19 protein-coding genes are annotated in these 19,249 nt (G+C 29.9%); 5 read left to right on the top strand and 14 right to left on the bottom strand.

Annotated features, from left to right (window positions below; genetic code table 11):
* Window positions 1-4: 4 nt before the first annotated feature.
* The 5 genes from dtd to aroA are packed head-to-tail and all read left to right on the top strand — an operon-like array spanning window position 5 to window position 2,633.
* The gene (gene dtd / locus ACIQ16_RS00845; RefSeq protein WP_396148121.1) at window positions 5-457 is read left to right on the top strand and encodes a D-aminoacyl-tRNA deacylase; all 453 of its coding nucleotides are present in this window, start codon (window positions 5-7) and stop codon (window positions 455-457) included.
* 1 nt (window position 458) lies between these two features.
* Window positions 459-635, top strand: a complete 177-nt coding sequence (locus tag ACIQ16_RS00840) for a hypothetical protein (protein ID WP_396148120.1) — start codon at window positions 459-461, stop codon at window positions 633-635.
* Between the two features lies 1 nt (window position 636).
* On the top strand, window positions 637-963 hold the full coding sequence (locus ACIQ16_RS00835) for a nucleotide pyrophosphohydrolase (RefSeq protein ID WP_396148119.1): 327 nt from the start codon (window positions 637-639) through the stop codon (window positions 961-963).
* A gap of 54 nt (window positions 964-1,017) precedes the next feature.
* The gene (locus ACIQ16_RS00830) at window positions 1,018-1,380 is read left to right on the top strand and encodes a four helix bundle protein (RefSeq protein WP_396148118.1); all 363 of its coding nucleotides are present in this window, start codon (window positions 1,018-1,020) and stop codon (window positions 1,378-1,380) included.
* Entirely contained in the window at window positions 1,377-2,633 is a 1,257-nt protein-coding gene (aroA, locus tag ACIQ16_RS00825) for a 3-phosphoshikimate 1-carboxyvinyltransferase (protein ID WP_396148117.1), read from the top strand. The genes ACIQ16_RS00830 and aroA overlap by 4 nt, the downstream gene beginning before the upstream one ends.
* Here aroA and ACIQ16_RS00820 read toward each other — a convergent pair.
* The 14 genes from ACIQ16_RS00820 to gcvP form a co-directional block, all read right to left on the bottom strand.
* Window positions 2,630-3,397, bottom strand: a complete 768-nt coding sequence (locus ACIQ16_RS00820; protein WP_396148116.1) for an ABC transporter ATP-binding protein — start codon at window positions 3,395-3,397, stop codon at window positions 2,630-2,632. The two genes, aroA and ACIQ16_RS00820, sit on opposite strands and share 4 nt — an antisense overlap.
* Complete coding sequence (locus ACIQ16_RS00815; RefSeq protein ID WP_396148115.1) at window positions 3,397-4,143, bottom strand: MlaE family ABC transporter permease; 747 nt, start codon at window positions 4,141-4,143, stop codon at window positions 3,397-3,399. The genes ACIQ16_RS00820 and ACIQ16_RS00815 overlap by 1 nt, the downstream gene beginning before the upstream one ends.
* Before the next feature lie 366 nt (window positions 4,144-4,509).
* Window positions 4,510-5,553, bottom strand: coding sequence for a hypothetical protein (locus ACIQ16_RS00810; RefSeq protein ID WP_396148114.1), 1,044 nt, complete (start codon window positions 5,551-5,553; stop codon window positions 4,510-4,512).
* Between the two features lie 237 nt (window positions 5,554-5,790).
* Window positions 5,791-7,077: an HlyD family secretion protein gene (locus tag ACIQ16_RS00805; protein WP_396148113.1), complete on the bottom strand. Its 1,287-nt coding sequence runs from the start codon at window positions 7,075-7,077 to the stop codon at window positions 5,791-5,793.
* A 1-nt stretch (window position 7,078) separates the two neighbouring features.
* Entirely contained in the window at window positions 7,079-9,271 is a 2,193-nt protein-coding gene (locus ACIQ16_RS00800; RefSeq protein WP_396148112.1) for a peptidase domain-containing ABC transporter, read from the bottom strand.
* Between the two features lies 1 nt (window position 9,272).
* Window positions 9,273-10,472 carry an amidohydrolase family protein gene (locus ACIQ16_RS00795; RefSeq protein WP_396148111.1) on the bottom strand — a complete coding sequence of 400 codons (1,200 nt, stop codon included), beginning with the start codon at window positions 10,470-10,472 and terminating at the stop codon, window positions 9,273-9,275.
* Between the two features lie 104 nt (window positions 10,473-10,576).
* Window positions 10,577-11,698, bottom strand: coding sequence for a hypothetical protein (locus ACIQ16_RS00790; RefSeq protein ID WP_396148110.1), 1,122 nt, complete (start codon window positions 11,696-11,698; stop codon window positions 10,577-10,579).
* A gap of 4 nt (window positions 11,699-11,702) precedes the next feature.
* Window positions 11,703-12,863 (bottom strand): PDZ domain-containing protein, encoded by a 1,161-nt coding sequence (locus tag ACIQ16_RS00785; protein WP_396148109.1) that lies wholly within the window; start codon window positions 12,861-12,863, stop codon window positions 11,703-11,705.
* A gap of 58 nt (window positions 12,864-12,921) precedes the next feature.
* The gene (locus ACIQ16_RS00780) at window positions 12,922-13,155 is read right to left on the bottom strand and encodes a hypothetical protein (protein ID WP_396148108.1); all 234 of its coding nucleotides are present in this window, start codon (window positions 13,153-13,155) and stop codon (window positions 12,922-12,924) included.
* A 164-nt stretch (window positions 13,156-13,319) separates the two neighbouring features.
* On the bottom strand, window positions 13,320-13,997 hold the full coding sequence (locus tag ACIQ16_RS00775) for a hypothetical protein (protein WP_396148107.1): 678 nt from the start codon (window positions 13,995-13,997) through the stop codon (window positions 13,320-13,322).
* 467 nt (window positions 13,998-14,464) lie between these two features.
* Window positions 14,465-15,313 (bottom strand): glycosyltransferase, encoded by an 849-nt coding sequence (locus tag ACIQ16_RS00770; RefSeq protein ID WP_396148106.1) that lies wholly within the window; start codon window positions 15,311-15,313, stop codon window positions 14,465-14,467.
* Window positions 15,314-15,383: 70 nt separating this feature from the next.
* On the bottom strand, window positions 15,384-15,914 hold the full coding sequence (locus tag ACIQ16_RS00765; RefSeq protein ID WP_396148105.1) for a methyltransferase: 531 nt from the start codon (window positions 15,912-15,914) through the stop codon (window positions 15,384-15,386).
* Window positions 15,915-16,021: 107 nt separating this feature from the next.
* Window positions 16,022-17,080, bottom strand: a complete 1,059-nt coding sequence (locus ACIQ16_RS00760; RefSeq protein ID WP_396148104.1) for a 3-oxoacyl-ACP synthase III family protein — start codon at window positions 17,078-17,080, stop codon at window positions 16,022-16,024.
* A gap of 276 nt (window positions 17,081-17,356) precedes the next feature.
* The coding region (gcvP, locus tag ACIQ16_RS00755) for an aminomethyl-transferring glycine dehydrogenase (protein ID WP_396148103.1) at window positions 17,357-19,249 on the bottom strand (1,893 nt) is incomplete at its 5' end.

Here is a 19,249-nt window from a genome sequence, read left to right as displayed (position 1 = left end):
TATTTTGAAAGTAATAATTCAACGTGTTTCAGAAGCTTCGGTTACAATTGATCAGAATATTGTAGCTCAGATAAATAAAGGCCTTTTAATTTTAGTTGGAATTGAATCAGCAGACAATTTGGAAGACATTAATTGGTTGGTTTCTAAAATTGTATATCTTCGTATTTTCGGAGATGCAAATAATGTAATGAACCTTTCCGTTAAAGATAGTAAGGGCGAAATTATTGTTGTAAGTCAATTCACGCTTCACGCGTTAACTAAAAAAGGAAACAGACCAAGTTATATTAAAGCAGCAAAACCAGAAATTGCAATTCCGATGTATGAAAAATTCGTACAACTTTTAGAACTGGAATTAGGAAAAAAAATACAAACAGGACAATTTGGAGCCGATATGAAAGTCGCATTAGTTAATGACGGTCCCGTAACTATTATTATTGATTCAAAAAACAAAGAATAGTATGAAAAACATTTTAATTGATTTTTTTGCTAAATTTATACTTCATAGTACAATTTTTGGCATATTATTGTATTTTCTAAACGATTTAACTATAGAAAAAACCTTACTAACAGCAGGTAGTTTCGGACTAATGTTGGCTTTGTTTAATATGTATCAAAATCACAAAAAAAAGAAATAAGATGAACATACAAAATGCACAACTAGAAGTAGACAATTGGATAAAAAACCACGGGGTTCGCTATTTTAACGAATTAACGAATATGGCTCAGCTTACAGAAGAAGTAGGAGAAGTAGCCCGAATTATAGCAAGAAGATATGGCGAACAATCCGAAAAAGAATCCGATAAAAATAAAGATTTAGGTGAAGAATTGGCAGATGTAGTATTTGTGGTTTTATGTTTAGCCAATCAAACAGGAATTAATTTGCAAGACGCTTTTGATAAAAAACTCGACTTAAAAACCAATAGAGACCACGACCGCCATCAAAATAATGAGAAACTTAAATAATTGTGAATGGTAAATTGTAAATTGTGAATGCTATAAATAATTCAAAAGAGAAGAATGAGTGAAAATATAATTAAGTCTAAATCATTTAGTTTTGCATTACGAGTTGTTAAATTATACCAATTTTTGAATCAAGAAAAAAAAGAATATGTATTGAGTAAACAACTTTTAAGATGCGGCACCTCAATTGGCGCTATGGTTCGAGAATCTGAACAAGCAGAAAGTAGACTAGATTTTATACATAAATTAGCAATTGCTCAAAAAGAAGCTAATGAATCTGATTATTGGTTAGAATTATTATATCAATCGGATTATTTAAATGTAACTCAATTTCAATCTTTGAAATCAGATATAATTGAAATTAATAAAATTTTAGCTTCAATTATTATTACAACTAAACGAAAAATAGGAAAAAAATGAACCTATTGTTACATTCACAATTCACAATTCACAATTCACAATTAAAGTTGACGGGTTCCAAGTCGGAAACCAATCGTTTGTTATTGTTACAAGCTTTATACCCAAATTTACTTTTAGAAAACACATCTAATTCCGATGATTCGGTAGTAATGATAAAAGCTTTAAATGCTCAACACCTAAAACCCAAAACCCAATACCTGAAAATAGACGTTCATCACGCCGGAACGGCCATGCGGTTTTTAACCGCTTATTTTGCTATTCAAGAAGGTTTTGATGTTCATCTTACAGGTTCTTCAAGAATGAAAGAGCGTCCAATAAAAATTTTAGTTGAGGCACTAAATGAGCTTGGAGCTGAAATTTCGTACCTAGAAAAAGAAGGCTTTCCACCATTAAAAATCAAAGGAAAAAAGCTTACAAAAAGCAAAGTTTCACTTCCAGCAAACGTGAGTAGCCAATATATTTCTGCTTTGTTGTTAATCGCACCAAAACTTGAAAATGGCTTGGAACTAACTTTGGAAGGAGAAATAACATCGGTTTCTTATATAAAAATGACATTAGCGTTATTAAATAAAATTGGTGTAGAAACATCATTTATTGAAAATAAAATTATTGTAAAGCCAAAATCCGCAATTCACAATTCACAATTCATAATTGAATCCGATTGGTCATCAGCGTCTTATTGGTTTTCAATTAGTGCGCTTTCGGAAATTGGTACGCAAATTACCTTATCAAGTTTTAAAGAAAATAGTTTACAAGGTGACGCCGTTTTAGCTGAAATTTATAGGAATTTTGGCGTAGAAACAGTTTTTAATACTAATCTTATGCTTTTACGTAAAGTTGAGAACTTGAAACCTGAAACCTTAAACCTTAAACTTAACAATAGTCCAGACATTGCACAAACTATTGCAGTAACTTGTTTTGGATTAGGAGTAAGTTGTCATTTAACGGGTTTACACACGCTGAAAATTAAAGAAACCGACCGACTTGAGGCTTTAAAAATAGAATTAACCAAATTGGGCGCTGCAATTTCAATTACCAATGATTCATTAATTCTGGAACAATCAGAAAATATAAAACCTAACATAAGAATTTCTACCTATCAAGATCACAGAATGGCTATGGCTTTTGCTCCTTTAGCTTTAAAAGTGCCAATTATTATTGAAAATGCTGAGGTAGTTTCAAAATCGTATCCTACTTTTTGGGAAGATTTTAAGCAATTCGGTTTTTCAATAGAAGAAAACACAACTAATTAAACATCGTCATCCAAGTACATTTTTCTAACGCGTTTAAATAATTCACTTGAATATACAAAGTCGGTAACGGCGGCATTATCGGTTTTAAAAATTTCTTTGTTAGAACCTTCCCATTCTAATAAACCGTTTTTTAGAAACACAATTTTTTCTCCAATTTCCATTACAGAATTCATATCGTGCGTGTTTATCACAGTAGTAATGTTATATTCTTTAGTAATTTCTTGAATTAAATTATCAATTACAATTGCCGTTTTTGGGTCTAAACCAGAATTTGGTTCATCACAAAATAAATATTTTGGATTGTTTACAATCGCTCTTGCAATCGCCACACGTTTTTGCATTCCGCCAGAAATTTCAGATGGTTTTTTATGATTGGCATTGACCAAATTTACTCTATCAATAACAAAATTTACTCGTTCTTTAATTTCAGAGGGCGATTTATTAGTAAACATTTTTAATGGGAAACCAATATTTTCTTCCACTGTCATGCTATCAAATAAAGCGCTTCCTTGAAAAACCATTCCAATTTCGGTTCGAATATCTCGTTTTTCATCTTTATTTAACTCTTTATAAATACGATTATCGAACGAAATATAACCGCTATCAATTTCGTGAACGCCTAATAATGATTTTATAAAAACTGTTTTCCCAGAACCACTTTGACCAATGACTAAACTAGTTTTACCAGCTTCAAAACTTGTGCTAATTCCTTTCAGAATCATTTGATCACCAAAACTTTTTTGAATGTTATGTACTTCAATCATTAGCTTAAAAGTAATTGAGTTAAAATATAGTTCATTAAAATAATTACTACCGAGGTCCAAACAAATGAAACGGTGCTGGCTTTACCCACTTCTAATGCGCCACCTTTCATATAAAAGCCGTGAAAAGAGGGTATTGTAGCTAATAAAAAGGCAAACATTAAAGTTTTAATAAACGCATATGCAATATGAAAAGGAATAAATTCTTTTTGAAGCCCTATTATAAAATCGGTACTTGAGGTAAAATCGCCATAAACACCTGCTAAATAACCCCCAAAAATACCTAAAAACATAGCAATTCCAATTACGAAAGGATACAATAATGCGGCTATCATTTTTGGAAAAACTAAATAATTTAGCGCGTTTACACCCATCACTTCTAAAGCTTCTATTTGCTCCGTAACACGCATAGAACCAATACTTGAGGTAATAAACGAACCCATTTTACCCGCCATAATTATAGAAATAAAAGTAGGAGCAAATTCTAATACAATTGATTGACGTGTAGCAAAACCAATTAAATATTTTGGTATCAGTGGATTGGTTAAGTTCAATGCCGTTTGAATGGCCACAACGCCGCCCACGAAAAACGAAATAAAACATACAATTCCCAAAGAATCAATAATCAAATCGTCTATTTCTTTTAGGATAAGTTGTTTCATCACAGACCATTTTACTGGACGATTGAACACCTCTTTCAGCATTATGAAATAACGACCAATTTGCGATAAATATCTGATGAGCATCATAGTTTAAAAATATCTGCTAAATTAGTAAGAAGTTGTCAATTTTAAATGATAAGTTAAGAATAATTTTGGCGTTCCCTTTCAGGTCGTGTCTTCCGCTATATCTTTTTGTTTTGTTGCCTTCGAGTGCCTCAGGTAACAAAACAAAAAGGATGCCGCTACAACCACTAACGCAAACCCGTTTTCATCAGAAATTATGTTTTTATAATATTATTTATAGATTAATACTTTATTTCAAAGGAGGAAATCCAATTTTCACTTCTTTTACTTTATTTGTTTCTGTAATTAAAGTAAATTTTTTCTTATAAAACCTTAACCATTTACAAACATTTTGTGTTGTAAAGTCTGAATTTAAGGAAAACAACAAAATCATTCTTCAAAATTTAAACTTGATACTCTTTTTTCGTAATCTTCAGCTGAAACAACAAAAACCTTTTTATATGTTCCTGATGCAGTTAATTTAAAATTATTATTATCTATTTGAAATAAAATCTTTTTTTTTAGGTCGCTTAAACTGTCTAAGCACATTTGCTGTCGTTTATAATTAATTTCATCTAAATTTGTTAATTTTATAAAACCAAAGGGACTCATGCTGTTTTTTTTAATTTTGGTTGGTTCATTTGCGTCGTAAATTGCAAAAGCTATTAACCCAGTATAAGTATCATTAATATCATCTATCCCTTTGGAACCCAAAATTAAATATACCGCAACCAAATTATCAATTTCGCCCCTTTCAACAGCTTTAGTTAATAAACTTGAATAATCGAAGTTTTGATGGTATTTTACTCCGGTAAAATTATGTACAACAATAATATTAAATGATTTATAATTAAAATTTGGATAAGTTCCTACATTTTTTTCGGAAGGGAAGCCAAATTTTTCAATTAGTTGATTTAAATAGCGAACATTTGAAGCGTCTATTTTTATAATAGAATCTTTATTTTCTTTTTGATCGCCCCTATACTGCTGTTCTCTTTTATATAATGAGTCTAGTTTTCTTCTGTACTCGGTATTAAATTTAAAGTTTTTAATTTCACTTAATTTCATAAAGTTAACTTTACCAAAAACTTTAATTTTTTGCAAACTATCAATTGGAAAACCATACTCAATAAGTTCTTGTAAGTAGTTATAACATTTCTTTTTTTTCTTTTGGTAAGCACAACATAAAGCAAGGTTATATTTGTCTCTTAAAAAAGGATTTTTAATATATTTAAAGGCTTGTAAATATGATTTTTCTGCAAGATTATATTTTTTATTTACGATAAATAACTCTGCCTGATTTCTAAAATTATAATATTTCTTGACACTATCATTTACTTGTCCAAAAGTTTTATTGGTTAATATCAAAATAAAAAACAAGAATAATAGGTTGAGATTTCTCAACCTATTAAAATTAACAAGATTTTTCAACATCTTTTGCATTTATATATACTTAAATAATTAATTAATTAGCATCATAGTTTAAATCTATCTTCTAAAATAGTAAGAAGTTGTCAATTCTAAATGATAAGTTAAGAATAATTTTGGCGTTCCCCTTCAGGTCGTGTCTTCCGCTATATCTTTTTGTTTTGTTGCCTGAGGCACTCGAAGGCAACAAAACAAAAAGGATGCCGCTACAACCACTAACGCAAACCCGGTTTTCATTAGAAATTATGGTTTTATAATATTTCTAAATTGATACAACAATCTTTCAATTAAACGTAAATCTTCGGTAATTATATCTGCATTTCCTGACATTTCTTGTTGAAATCGAATTTCTTTTTTATAGGATGTGGTTAAGCCTTTTGATAAATAAATATCTATTAATAAATTTCCTTCCTTATCAGGCGTTAACGAGATAGATTTTACTTTTCCTTTTATTACTCCAAATTGTCGGTCAGGATAATTGGCTAAACGAATATTAACCTCTTGCCCTATTTTAATTTTACCCGAATTTTGAGCCACGGCTTTTACTTTACCTATGTATCCGTTTTCGTTACTTGGTATAATAGCAAACATGTTATCACCCGAATTAATAACTTGGTTTACCGACCAAATTTGCATAAACGACACTTTTCCATTGATAGAAGAACGAAAAACATATTGTAAATCCCAATCTTTAATGGCTTTTTTCAATTGATAAAATGATTGAATTACATTTCTTTCTAAAACAACAAATTCTTTACTCTCATTTATTTTTGTAGTTTTAGAACTTCTGTTTAATTCATTTATTGAAGATTTCAATTGAGAAATGGAACTTAACAAATTTTGATAATTTTTTTGCGATTGTAAATAAATTAATCGTTGTTTCTCCATTTCTTGTGTGGCAATTACTCCTTTTTTGTACAATCCTTCATATCTGTTTAAATCACTTTTTTGAATTTGTAATTCACTTTCATTTATAGATTTTTGAGAAAGTAACAATTGTAATCTTTCTTGTAATTGTTTTTGTTCAAAAGATTGTGCTGTAGTTTCTACTTTATAAGGTTGCAATTTTTCATTTAAACTATTGGCAATATATTCCTTTTGAAAAATAGCAAAACTCTGTTCTATTTCACCAAATCTTACATTATTAAACATCTCAAAAGGAAAAAGCTGCTTTTCTATATTTATTGTATCTACAATGCGTTGCAATAAAAAGACGTCTTTATAATTAGCTGCATTTTCAATAACAGCGAGTGGTGAATTTTGCTTTACATACTGCTTATCTTGAATTAAAATAGTCTCTATTTTACCCGAAATTTTAGCTATCAATTTTTCTGGCGGAATATTGGTTGTTATAATAATTGGCGAAGTAATTACATCGGGATATTTTATAAACCAAGATAGTAAACCAAGCTGAATAATAAAAAACAATAAAATGGTGTTTCCCCATTTAAAAATAGCTTTTGGTGGGTCAGATAATAAATCTCTAACTTCTTCACTGTAAATTTTTAATTCGTCTTGAAATTCTTCCATATTAATTTCCTAATTCCAATTGGTTTTTAACCAGTTCATAATATTTTCCTTGTAGTGCGGTTAAATCGTTATGATTACCTTGTTCTACTACTTCACCATTTTCCAAAACAATAATTGTATCTGCATTACGAACAGTACTTAACCTGTGTGCAACTACAACGGAAGTTCTGCCGTTTAAAAAAGTGTTAAGTTTTTCCATAATTATTTTTTCGTTATTGGCATCTAATGAACTAGTTGCTTCATCGAAAAAAACATATTCAGGATTTTTATAAACTGCTCTTGCAATCATTAAACGTTGTTCTTGACCACCGCTTAAACGAATTCCTGATGTTCCTAATTCGGTATTTAGTTTATTGGGTAATTTTTCTATAAAATCTTCAATGTTAGAAATATAAACAGCTGTTTTTAGTTTCTCTCTATCAATAATTTCGTTTTGTTCCGATTCTGATATGTTTCCTGCAATAGTATCATTAAAAATAAAAGTTTCTTGCAATACCGCACCACAATTCATTCGCCAAAAATCGTTATTAATATTTTGCAAGTCAACCGAATCTATTTGTATAGCTCCACTTGTTGGTTCATAAAATTTTAATAAAAGTTTTATTAAAGTTGTTTTTCCACTTCCACTTGCACCAACAATAGCCGTAGTTTTACCTTCTGGAATTATGAAATTTAAGTTTTTCAATACCAATGCAGAAGATTTACTTCCATACCTAAAACTCAAGTCTTTTATCACAATATCTTTTTTTGTAGGTAACTCTTTAACTTTTTGCAATTTAGCATCGTCCTCATCTTCTTTAGAATGCACTTGCCATAAACGTTCTAAACTTATTTTTGCATCTTGCCATAATTGAATAAAATTGATAAAATTGCCCAATGGTGCATTCAACTGTCCTACAATATATTGCACGGAAAGCATCATACCTAAAGTAATTTCTCCATTTACAACTGCTGTTGCTGACAAAAATGTAATTATGATATTTTTTAATTCGTTAATAAAAGTAGAACCAATACTTTGATATTGAGCCAGTTTTAAACTACTCATGGAAGTTTTAAAAAGACTAATTTGCACTTGTTCCCATTTCCAACGATTTTTACGTTGCGAATTGTTTACTTTAATTTCTCTTACCCCATTAATTATTTGAATTAATGACGTTTGACTTTGGGATTGCTCATCAAACCTTTTAAAATCTAACTCGGCACGTTTTTTTAAAAAAAAGAGTGTCCAACTTACATATATGATAGAACCAATTAAAAAAACTACAAATATTTTGAAATTATAATACGCTAAAACAAAGTTGAAAACCACAAATAAAACAATGGAATACAACATATTAAAGGATGACGAAGAAACAAAATTTTGAACTCTTGTATGGTCTTGTATGCGTTGTAAATGTTCGCCTGTATTTCTAGTGTCAAAAAAATTAACTGGTAATTTTAACATTTTATGTAAAAAATCAGACACCATTTTTATGTTGAATCTGCCTGTAATGTGCAACAACAACCATTCTCTAAAAATAGATACTGCGGTTTGCGAGGCAAACAACACCAATTGAGAAATTAGTATTAAATAGATAAAAGGAATGTTTTGAGTGCTAACCCCAACATCTACTACCGATTGCATTAAAAACGGCATAGAAAACTGAATGGTTGTACCCACAAGCAAACCAATTAATAATTGATTTACTAGTTTTTTATAAGGGCGTAAATATGGAAATAAAAAACCAAATCCTTTATTTTTTGCAGTATCTTCTTTTTGCTTATAAAAATTAGCGTTGGGTTCTAACACCAAAGCAAAACCTGTTTTATCAGCAGTGTTTGTCCATGCTTCTAAAAATTCTTGATGTGTGTAAGTTAGTAAACCTTGCGCTGGATCGGCAATAAAAATTTTATCTTTGGTTGTTTTAAATACTACCACAAAATGTTTTTGTCTCCATGGTACAATACAGGGTGTTGGCACTTCGTTTACTAAACTTTCCAGAGCTATACGAATACCTAAAGTACGCATTTCTATCGCTTCGGCAGCATCTGCAATACCTGCCATAGTAACGCCAACGCGTGTAATACCTGCCTTATCTCGCAAAAATTCTCTAGAAAAAGTTTTGCCATAATGCTTTGCCACCATACGCAAGCACGTAGGGCCACAATCACGGTAATCTAATTGACGGTAAAAAAGAAATTTGGTTTTACTCATTTTATTTTGAAGCAGCTTCTAGCCACTTTTTCTTCATTTCTTCTAATGCTTTGGCATCTAAATAATTATAGTTAAAATACACTCCTTTTACATTTTTTAAAGTTTGTAAATCTTCTAATGGATTTTCATCTAAAATAATAAAATCCGCAGGTTTATTTACTTTTATGGTTCCGTTGTATTCTTTGTGAAATAGTGCGAAATTAACAGTTGCCATTTGTAATATTTCAAAATTTGAAAGATTTGCATTCTTTAATAATTCCATTTCATTTATCATGTTGCAACCTGTCATCATATATTTTGATGAAGCATCTGGGCTTAACAGCATTTTGATTCCTTCTTTTTGTAAGCGTGCAATTACTTGGTATTTTTCTTGTAAATCTTTTAATTCTTTGGTTACTTCATCTTTATATGCTTGTTCACCTATTTTATCTCGATATGTTCTAGTTTTTTCAATCCATTCTTGCATGGTTTTGTTTGAAACATATTCCATACCGTTCAATTTTTGAAATTCTTCATAAGAATATTGCCCAGAACCAATACTATACCATAAGAGTGTTGGACAAATAAAAATATTATTTTTCTTAATTGCTTGTATTCTTGATTCAAAAAAGTTTGGTTCGCCAACTAAACCGCCTAAATGCTCAATAGATTTGTAATTTGAATTAAAAAAAACATCTTCGTTTAAACTGTTTCCCATAGCTAGTCTTGGAAAATGTCCGCCTAATGGCACGTCATATTTTTTGCATAAACTGTCTAATTGTGTAAATATTTCTTGACTTTTGATACTCAAAATTTTTATAAAACCATAGTTGCTATCTTTTACGGCTTTTACAAATTCTTCTAATTGTGCTGATGAAGCTTCTAGACTTCTACTAATGGGTGGAGCAGAAAGGTATATTTTTGGATAAATAGAGTTTATAATATTGTATTTGTTTTGCCATTCTTTGTGTTTCCAATCGCCACGCATAGAACGCAATTTGGTTACACCATTTATCAAATTTAAGTCGAACATTTGTAGCAGTTCTTCTTCAGTTTCTGGTAAATGTACATGCGCATCCGCTAATGAAGGCATAATGTATTTACCTTTTAAATCGATGGTTTTTTCTGCTTTTAGTTTTGATTTTTTGGCGTTTTCTATTACCATAATTTTACCGTTTAAAATAACTATATTTTGGTTAAATAACACCTTATCGCTTTCCATAGAAACGATGTTTACGTTTTTGAAAACGAGATCATAGGTTGTTTGGCTAAATAATGTTTGCGTAATAGCAAAAACGAAAAATAAAATAATTTTTTGCATGGTAATTAGTTGAAGTTAAAATATTCTTGTTTGTCTTTTTCTAAAAAGCTTTCAAAGGAATTGGTTAAACAAAATTCGTTATATCGAAAATCTAAATCGCGATGGGTAAGGTCGAATTCTTTTAGTAATTTTTCATATTTTTTAAGAATAGTTTGGCATTTTTGAGTCAATTCTAAATACAATTTTTTCCCTTTCTCGTTAAAAACTTCATCTAAATTAAGTAATTCTAAACCTGTTTGAAAACGAGGAAACATATCAGCCATTCTGCCTAAAAGTTCGTGTTTTTGGTTGCCTGAAAACACATTTTTTGAAAGTAAAACATCAAAGCATTCAACCCTTTTTGTTACTGTATATAAACCATGAAAGGCACCATATAAATTGCGATAATCCCAGTCTTGTTTGGTTAAATCACGCATAACTGTAGTTAAAGAATCTATTTTAAAAAAATCCTCTTTATTGAACATAACATAATACAAATAATTGTGCGATGCTTGATGTATGATTTCTTCAATAAAGTAGATGAGATTATTTTCACTTAGGACATAAAAATATAGCATTCCTATGGTTTCTATAGAAGTAAAGTTTAAAATTTTAGGATTATCATGCAAATAAATTCTTTTATTGGCAAAAACCAGTTCTTTGTAGAATTCCGGTAAATGTTCTTTTATGATTAAAATTGCTTGTTCTACTTCATTATGATTTTCTTTCCAAACGCTATTGTGAATTGGATTTGCATTAACAATATGCCCTTTGTAAAACTCATAAAAATACTTTTCTAAAAGCGGATGATTGGTTTTTACTATTTCAAATGCATCTATTTTTAGAATTTCATCTTTTTTATTACCTTGTTTATCAAAATATCCTAAATTAGGAATATAGGCAATTTTATCATTATTGAACGATTCATTTAATAGCAACGGTTCTTTTTCTATAAAATAACCTTGTATAATTTCAGTTAACATATCATTAGAAAACAAATTGTCTTTTTTGCTGTTAAAATAGGTAAAAAGTAACGGTTCTAAAAAAATGTTGTCGTCTTCAAAATCTATTTTTTCTAGCAAAGAGGGGTTTTCTTTGTAGATAAGGAGTTGGATGGTTTCTATTAGTTTGGTTTTATTATTCTCCATAACTTCAGGATTTTAAAAACACATTAAGTTTAAATTTTATTTCTTTCGCTTCACCATCTCGTTTTATTTTTAATTTTAAAATATCATTTGCTTTTAGCTTGTCCACAAACTTGTCGAGGTCTATTTGTTCTACGGGAACATTGTTCACTTGAATGATTTGGTCATTCATTCTAATTCCTTGTCGAAAGGCCTCAGTTTCTTCAACTATGCCTACTACAACCCAATTTTTTCCATTGTCTTGAAAAGAAATACCTCGAAACAATTTTCTTTTATTTTTATTAAAATTTTTGTTTGGTTTTACCCATATTTTTTCTTTTTGGTGGTCTAAAATAATATGAAAATCATCTAATATGTCGTTACCTATAATTCCCATGTAATTAGGATTTGCTAATGCACCTAAGGTATCAGAGGATAAAGATACTATAATGTTCTTTAAATTAAATTTTCCCACATTAACTTCTTCTAACTGTAAAAGAAAACCATTAGAATCACCTCCAACGCCACCTTTTGAATAGTATTTTTTTTTGATTGGTGAATTAAAGATACTATCTCCTATAAAATTGTGGTTGTTTAATATAGTTCGATTAGAGCCTGTATCAAGCATAAATTTACCTTTTATTTGTATTTTATTTTTTAATGTAATTGTTAATGGTATATATATTTTATTATCTTCAAATAATGCATTTAACTCTTCATATCCTTCAACAGAATTTGTGAATTTAATATTTTGAGAAACATAATCAATCATATATGGCTTTTGTGAAAAAATCGTTATGCCAGCAATTCCATCTACTTTTTTCCCAGTAATTCTTTTTAAATCAAGTCCTATTGAGAAGTTTGAAAAACCAGTGTAATTATTATTCAATGAAAAAAAAATTGTATCAGTGATTATTCGTGTTCTTCTTGATAAGTTTCCAATTCCGTTAATTTCTATTGTATTTTTCGAGAATTCAATACCAACTTCTTCACAAAACACTGAATCTAATCCTATCCCAAGCCATCCGGTATCAAAAATAAAACAATTATTATTAATCTTATTTACAGAAACATTAAGGTATATATAATCATTATATTTAAAAGGAATTTTATTTTCAGAAATAATTTTCTTCGAACAAGAAAAGAATGAAAGTAAAAGTATTAAGAAAAAGGTTAGTTTTTTTTTCATATTAATGTAAAACAAGCGAAAATAAATTCCGCTTGTTAATTTTTTTTAAAATTTTAATTTAAAATTTAATAGTTCCGCCTAGGTTAAATGTAGGTTGTCCTCCCACTGGAACACTTACCCCCCAATTTATCTGCCATTGAACTGATGGAGGAGGTGGAGGAGGTGGGGTAACAGTAGCTGTTGTTGCACCATCATGGCAAGCATTCTCATTACCACCAGTAATAGTTGCTAATAATTCATTTGAAGCTGTTGCTTCTGCTCTTTCTTTAAGAGCCTCTAAACTTAATTTCATAATTTTAAATTTTTAAATTAACATTTGGTTTTAAAATATTCTTTCGTGTTTTTTTTTTAAAATCTACGTGCACTTAGATTACATATTAACATTCAAGAATATCACAAACTTAAATCACTTTATTCTAACCGTGTTACGGTTTTTTGTTAAAGTTTTTACGGTTTTTATATAAATTTTAATTTTTTTAGTTGTGCTATCAATTCTTTATCATTACATTTTTTTCCAATTACTTGTAACTTAATTTTTGCTTTTCTTTTTTCAATTGCACTAAGTTTAATGCCCAAATAATTTGGTAAGTTCTTTGTTTTAATTCCTTTTTCTATCAAGTCGATAATTTCAATATCTTTAATGTCAAACGAAAATTGGTGCTTGTTATAATCTTCAATTGCCTGTACTATTGAAGATGTTAAATAACATGTATTATTTCTAACTATTTTTTTAAATAAACTTTTTAAAATAAGGGCATCTAAATCCAATTTGTGTAAAAGTCCTGCCGGCTTTACTGTTTCAATAATTTTGTCGAGTTTTATTCCTTCTTTTACAGATGTAATGAAAATTACTTTTGAATTTGGAAACTTTTCTTTAAAAAATAAAGCTAAATCACCACCACAAAATATGTTTTTTTCAAGATAGGGTAGTAAGTCAATGTCTAAAAGTAAAGCATCAATTGGCTTATTTTCTATGTAACTTTCTGAAATAATTTTATAGCCTTGTAGGCAATTGATAGCTTTTAAAAAGCTAAAATTATAAACGTTATTTGTAATTTTTAAAATTGACGCAATATAGCCATCTAAAGTAAGCGGATGGTGGTCAATTACTAAGATTGTATTAGTATTTAACATTTTTATTTTAATTTGGGGTAAAACAAAAATAGATAAATATTTATATTATTTTACAAGATAGCCTTATAAAAACAGCAATTAATTTTAATGTATTAAAAATTAATTAGTTATAAAAAAATATGTTTTGATTCAAATATAAATTTACATATAATAAAAAAATTAGCTGTGGATTTTTAGAATTAATACATATTAAATTCGTTTATTAAGTGCTTTCCATTAGAAGATGTATAAGTACTATATGATTTTTTTTAGTATTTTTTAGATTCCGAAATAAATTCGGAATGACAAAACTTCAATTTACGTTTAAGCTTTTACAACTATAAAATGCTTAATCTGTAATTTGGTAAAATTCAAAAAAAATCCCTTTAATCGTTATTATCCGTGGCAAAAAATTATCAATATAATATTTTTTTTAGAAAAAAAAGGACCAATTGACGTGATTATAGATAATTATATAGAAATTTTGCTTAAAACAACTTTTCTTTCATTTTTTTCCATCTGTATTTTCTTATCCATTTGGTTTGTTCTGGAGTAACAAATAAAGGTTTTCTTGATGATTTTGCTTTCCAAAATCCTAAAATATAATCGATAAATAAAAAAGGTTTTCCTTTTCTTGAAGCTAATTTTAAAGAGGCAACTGCGGTTATAATAAATCCATAACCCAAACTGTAAAAGGCTTCACCTTGTTTATATCTTGCGGCTTTAGTATAACTGGCTCCGGTTGGTTTTAGGTGCTTTACGTGTAAACTTTCATCAGTAACGACTTTCCAATTGTAAAATTTACATTGTAATTCGTCCACCGTATCCCAACCCATCGCAGGTTTTAAACCGCCAATTTGCTTATATGTTTCTTTTCTATATGCTTTTAAAGCCCCTCTAATATGGTCTTTGTCGGTTAAGTTTTCTAAAACCCAATCCCCATTTTTTTCAATATAGCAGAAACCACCAACCATTCCAATTGTTGCATCAGATTGAAAATGTTTTATTATTGATTCGAAATAGTTATTTGGAAAAATCAAATCAGCATCCACTTTTACAATAATATCGTATTCTTCATCAATATGTTTTTCGCCTTCATGAAAAGCCTGAATTACTTTGCTTCCAGGAAGATGAATCGCCTCTGATTTTTTATTTACTAAAGTAATAAACGAAAATCTTTCGGAAAATGAAGTTACAATTTCTGCAGTTTTATCTGATGAATTATCATTTACTACAATAATTTTCGATGGCAAAACGGTTTGCGCTACCAAAGATTGTAAGGTTAAAGCCATAAAAGCTTCTTCGTTATATGCAGGAATGATAATGTAGTATTTCATATTGAAAAATTCCAATTTTTAAAAATTCCAAATTCCAACTTAAATTGTAGAGTAATTTGGGATTTAGGATTTATATTTTGGGATTTCTCTTCGCGTAAACCAAATAATATCTCGGAGTAAACCATCTCAATAACGGACGAAAACCAATTTTTTTAACAGGATGTGTAAATTTGATGCTATCTATAATTTTGAACCCTGTTTTTTCTAATAACCAGTCCAATTGCCAATCTTCAAATTCGTGATAATGTCTGTCCCATTTGTCTGTTTTACTTCGGTATGCCGATGAAAACCATAAACGTAAGGGAATAGAAATAAGAATTTTATCACATTTTACATTTTCTAAAATGGTGTACGGATTTAATAAATGTTCGAAAATTTCAAATCCTGTAAATACGTCGTAATTTTCTTCGCGTAAAGCAGTTTGATTGGTATCTAAATCTTCACCTTTTGTATTAATAACCGTATACTTATTTTCTACCATTATTTTCGAAAACGGATTGGGAACACCTAAATCAAAAATAGTTTCATTCGTTGAAATATGTTTTTTTAGAAATTCTAACGTAATATTGAATCGTTTGCTTGGATAAGTTTTTTCGTACATTTTAATATTGTTTCAAGTTTAATGTTTCAAGTTTAAAACAAAAGTGTAAAAATAGTAAATAAACCTGAAACTTTGAATCTGAAACTTGAAACTTGAAACAAAAATAATTATAATTGATATACGATGGCATTAATGTTCATTCCTGCGCCAACCGATGCAAATAAAATGATATCGCCTTTGTGAATTTCTTGATTTTCAATTTCTCCTTTTAGTAAAGCATCGTATAATGTAGGAACCGTTGCTACACTTGAGTTTCCAAGTTTGTGAATGGTCATTGGCATAATGCCTTCAGGTGGAGTTTGATTGTAAAGTTTGTAAAACCTTTGAATGATGGCTTCATCCATTTTTTCATTGGCTTGATGAATTAGTATTTTTTTAATTTGATCAATTTTAATACCACTCGCATCCAAACAGGCAGCCATAGCTTTTGGAACATTGCTCAAAGCAAATTCATATATTTTACGACCATGCATTTTTATGTATCTCACATTTGGGTCGTGTGCTTTATTAAAGGAACTTCCAAAAAACAAATAATTTGCTTCTTCATATGTAAAAGATGCCGATTCATGGGCTAAAATACCTCCATTTTCATCACTTGCTTCTAAGACTGTAGCACCAGCACCGTCAGAATAAATCATGGAATCTCTATCGTGCGGATCAACTACTCGAGATAGTGTTTCAGCACCAATGATTAGACATTTTTTTGCCATACCAGCTTTAATAAATGCTGTTGCTTGAATCATGCCTTCAACCCAGCCAGGACATCCAAAAAGCACATCGTATGCCACGCATTTAGGGTTTTTTATGCCTAAATTATGTTTTGTTTTTGAAGCCAAACTTGGCAACATATCTCCTTGAATGGCGCCTTTTTTTACATCTCCAAAATTATGAGCAAATATAATATAGTCTAAAGTTTCAGGATCGATATTTGCGTTTTCTATAGCTCTTTTTGCGGCTATTGTTGCCATATCGGAAGTTTGAAAACCTGTGTGCGCATATTTACGTTCTTCAATTCCTGTAATACCATAAAATTTTTCAGTAATTACGTCATTTGATAATGGAAACGAAGTACCGTCTTCATTTAAAAAAACATGAGAAGAAAAATCGTTATTTGTTACTGTTTCTGTTGGAATATAACTTCCAGAACCTGTTATTTTTATTGTCATTGTTTAAAATTTATTATAGTTTCAAAATACATAAATCTGTATTTTATTTATTTCTAATTACAATTTGAAACTAATTTTATACTAAAATACTAAATTGAAATTCAAAAAAGCGATAACAATTTGTAAATTAAGTAATTATTACGAATTTGTTAAAAAATTTACTTTTTTTTGTTAATTTCAGAAATTATTGAAATTTTATTTTCAGTTTAAATAAGTAATTAAAAAATCCCAAACTCCTAATTGGAATTTGGGATTTAAACTATTGTGATTTGTTTTTTACATATACGCTTCAATTGGCGCACAGGAACAAACTAAGTTTCTGTCTCCATACGCTTCGTCTACTCTTCGAACACTAGGCCAAAATTTATTTTCAGCAATATATTCTAATGGGAATGCTGCAACTTCTCTTGTATAAGGAAACACCCATTCGTCTGAAGTAACCATGGCTAACGTATGAGGTGCATTTTTTAAAATATTTTGAGTGTCATCTTTTGAAGATGCATTAATTTCTTTACGAATAGCAATCATGGCATCACAGAAACGATCTAATTCTGCTAAATCTTCAGATTCTGTTGGTTCAATCATTAATGTTCCTGCAACTGGGAAAGAAACCGTTGGGGCGTGGAAGCCATAATCCATTAAACGTTTTGCAATATCAGTAACTTTTATACCATTATCTTCAAACGCACGACAATCTAAAATCATTTCATGAGCCGCTCTTCCCATTTCTCCAGAGTATAAAATTGGATAATGTGCTTCTAAACGTGCTTTCATGTAATTGGCATTCAATATAGCGTGTTTTGTTGCATTTGTTAGTCCTTCTGCACCTAACATACAAATGTACCCATAAGAAATTAAGCAAACCAAAGCAGACCCATACGGCGCGGCTGAAATTGCTGTAATAGCTTGGTCACCACCCACTTTAACAATTGGATTAGATGGTAAAAAAGGCACTAATTTATCGTTTACACAAATAGGTCCAACACCTGGTCCGCCACCACCATGAGGAATTGCAAACGTTTTGTGAAGGTTTAAGTGACAAACATCTGCGCCAATAGTAGCTGGATTAGTTAAGCCAACTTGTGCATTCATATTCGCACCATCCATATAAACCAATCCGCCATTTTCATGAATAATATTTGTAATTTCTATAATTGAACTTTCAAAAACACCATGAGTAGAAGGATACGTTACCATTAATGCTGCTAAATTTGCCGCATGTAAAATAGCTTTTTCTCTTAAATCTTCAACGTCAATATTTCCTTCTGGAGTAGTTTTTGTTACAATAATATCCATTCCGGCCATTGCTGCTGAAGCAGGATTTGTACCGTGTGCTGATGATGGAATTAAACAAACCGTTCTGTGTTTATCGCCGCGAGATAAATGGTAGGCACGAATAGTCATTAAACCTGCATATTCGCCTTGTGCACCAGAATTAGGCTGTAATGTTGTCCCTGTAAAGCCAGTAACTTCGTTTAATTGTTGTTCCAGTTTGTTTAGCATGGTTAAATAACCTTCAACCTGATTTAGCGGTGCGAATGGGTGAATATTATTCCAATTTCCCATTGATAATGGAAGCATTTCGGCAGCCGCATTTAATTTCATGGTACAAGAACCAAGTGAAATCATCGAGTGATTTAATGATAAATCTTTACGTTCTAATTTTTTAATATAACGCATCAACTGACTTTCCGAATGATTGTTATTAAAAACATCGTGTTGTAAGTAAGTTGATTTTCTAATTAAATTTTCTGATATTACAGTAGTTTCTGCTAATTCAGTAATTGGTTCAAATGTTTTTTCTTTTGCTTCAGCGAAAATAGCAACAATCTGATTAATATCAGAAATAGAAGTAGTTTCATTAAATGAAATAGAAATGGTATCGGCATCAATGTAGAAGAAATTCACTTCATTTTTTTCAGCAATAGCTTTCACTTTTGCAGCATCTGCTTTTACATTTATAGTATCAAAATAAGAAGTATTCGTTTGATACACGCCAATTTTGTTTAAAGCTTCAACAGTTGTATTAGCTGAATTATGCACTTTGTTTGCAATATATTTTAAACCTTTTGGTCCGTGATAGACCGCATACATTCCAGCCATAACTGCCAATAAAACTTGAGCGGTACAGATATTTGAAGTTGCTTTTTCTCGTTTAATATGTTGTTC

Origin of the sequence: Flavobacterium sp., from assembly GCF_044360715.1 — a bacterium.
GTDB lineage: Bacteria > Bacteroidota > Bacteroidia > Flavobacteriales > Flavobacteriaceae > Flavobacterium.
This window is presented reverse-complemented; position numbering and strand designations above follow the sequence as displayed.

Excerpts from the sequence above, each read along its gene's own strand:
- ACIQ16_RS00840 (WP_396148120.1), top strand. The coding sequence starts at position 459 with ATGAAAAACATTTTAATTGATTTTTTTGCTAAATTTATACTTCATAGT.
- ACIQ16_RS00835 (WP_396148119.1), top strand. The coding sequence starts at position 637 with ATGAACATACAAAATGCACAACTAGAAGTAGACAATTGGATAAAAAAC.
- ACIQ16_RS00830 (WP_396148118.1), top strand. The coding sequence starts at position 1,018 with ATGAGTGAAAATATAATTAAGTCTAAATCATTTAGTTTTGCATTACGA.
- aroA (WP_396148117.1), top strand. The coding sequence starts at position 1,377 with ATGAACCTATTGTTACATTCACAATTCACAATTCACAATTCACAATTA.
- ACIQ16_RS00820 (WP_396148116.1), bottom strand. The coding sequence starts at position 3,397 with ATGATTGAAGTACATAACATTCAAAAAAGTTTTGGTGATCAAATGATT.
- ACIQ16_RS00815 (WP_396148115.1), bottom strand. The coding sequence starts at position 4,143 with ATGATGCTCATCAGATATTTATCGCAAATTGGTCGTTATTTCATAATG.
- ACIQ16_RS00810 (WP_396148114.1), bottom strand. The coding sequence starts at position 5,553 with ATGTTGAAAAATCTTGTTAATTTTAATAGGTTGAGAAATCTCAACCTA.
- ACIQ16_RS00805 (WP_396148113.1), bottom strand. The coding sequence starts at position 7,077 with ATGGAAGAATTTCAAGACGAATTAAAAATTTACAGTGAAGAAGTTAGA.
- ACIQ16_RS00800 (WP_396148112.1), bottom strand. The coding sequence starts at position 9,271 with ATGAGTAAAACCAAATTTCTTTTTTACCGTCAATTAGATTACCGTGAT.
- ACIQ16_RS00795 (WP_396148111.1), bottom strand. The coding sequence starts at position 10,472 with ATGGAAAGCGATAAGGTGTTATTTAACCAAAATATAGTTATTTTAAAC.
- ACIQ16_RS00790 (WP_396148110.1), bottom strand. The coding sequence starts at position 11,698 with ATGGAGAATAATAAAACCAAACTAATAGAAACCATCCAACTCCTTATC.
- ACIQ16_RS00785 (WP_396148109.1), bottom strand. The coding sequence starts at position 12,863 with ATGAAAAAAAAACTAACCTTTTTCTTAATACTTTTACTTTCATTCTTT.
- ACIQ16_RS00780 (WP_396148108.1), bottom strand. The coding sequence starts at position 13,155 with ATGAAATTAAGTTTAGAGGCTCTTAAAGAAAGAGCAGAAGCAACAGCT.
- ACIQ16_RS00775 (WP_396148107.1), bottom strand. The coding sequence starts at position 13,997 with ATGTTAAATACTAATACAATCTTAGTAATTGACCACCATCCGCTTACT.
- ACIQ16_RS00770 (WP_396148106.1), bottom strand. The coding sequence starts at position 15,313 with ATGAAATACTACATTATCATTCCTGCATATAACGAAGAAGCTTTTATG.
- ACIQ16_RS00765 (WP_396148105.1), bottom strand. The coding sequence starts at position 15,914 with ATGTACGAAAAAACTTATCCAAGCAAACGATTCAATATTACGTTAGAA.
- ACIQ16_RS00760 (WP_396148104.1), bottom strand. The coding sequence starts at position 17,080 with ATGACAATAAAAATAACAGGTTCTGGAAGTTATATTCCAACAGAAACA.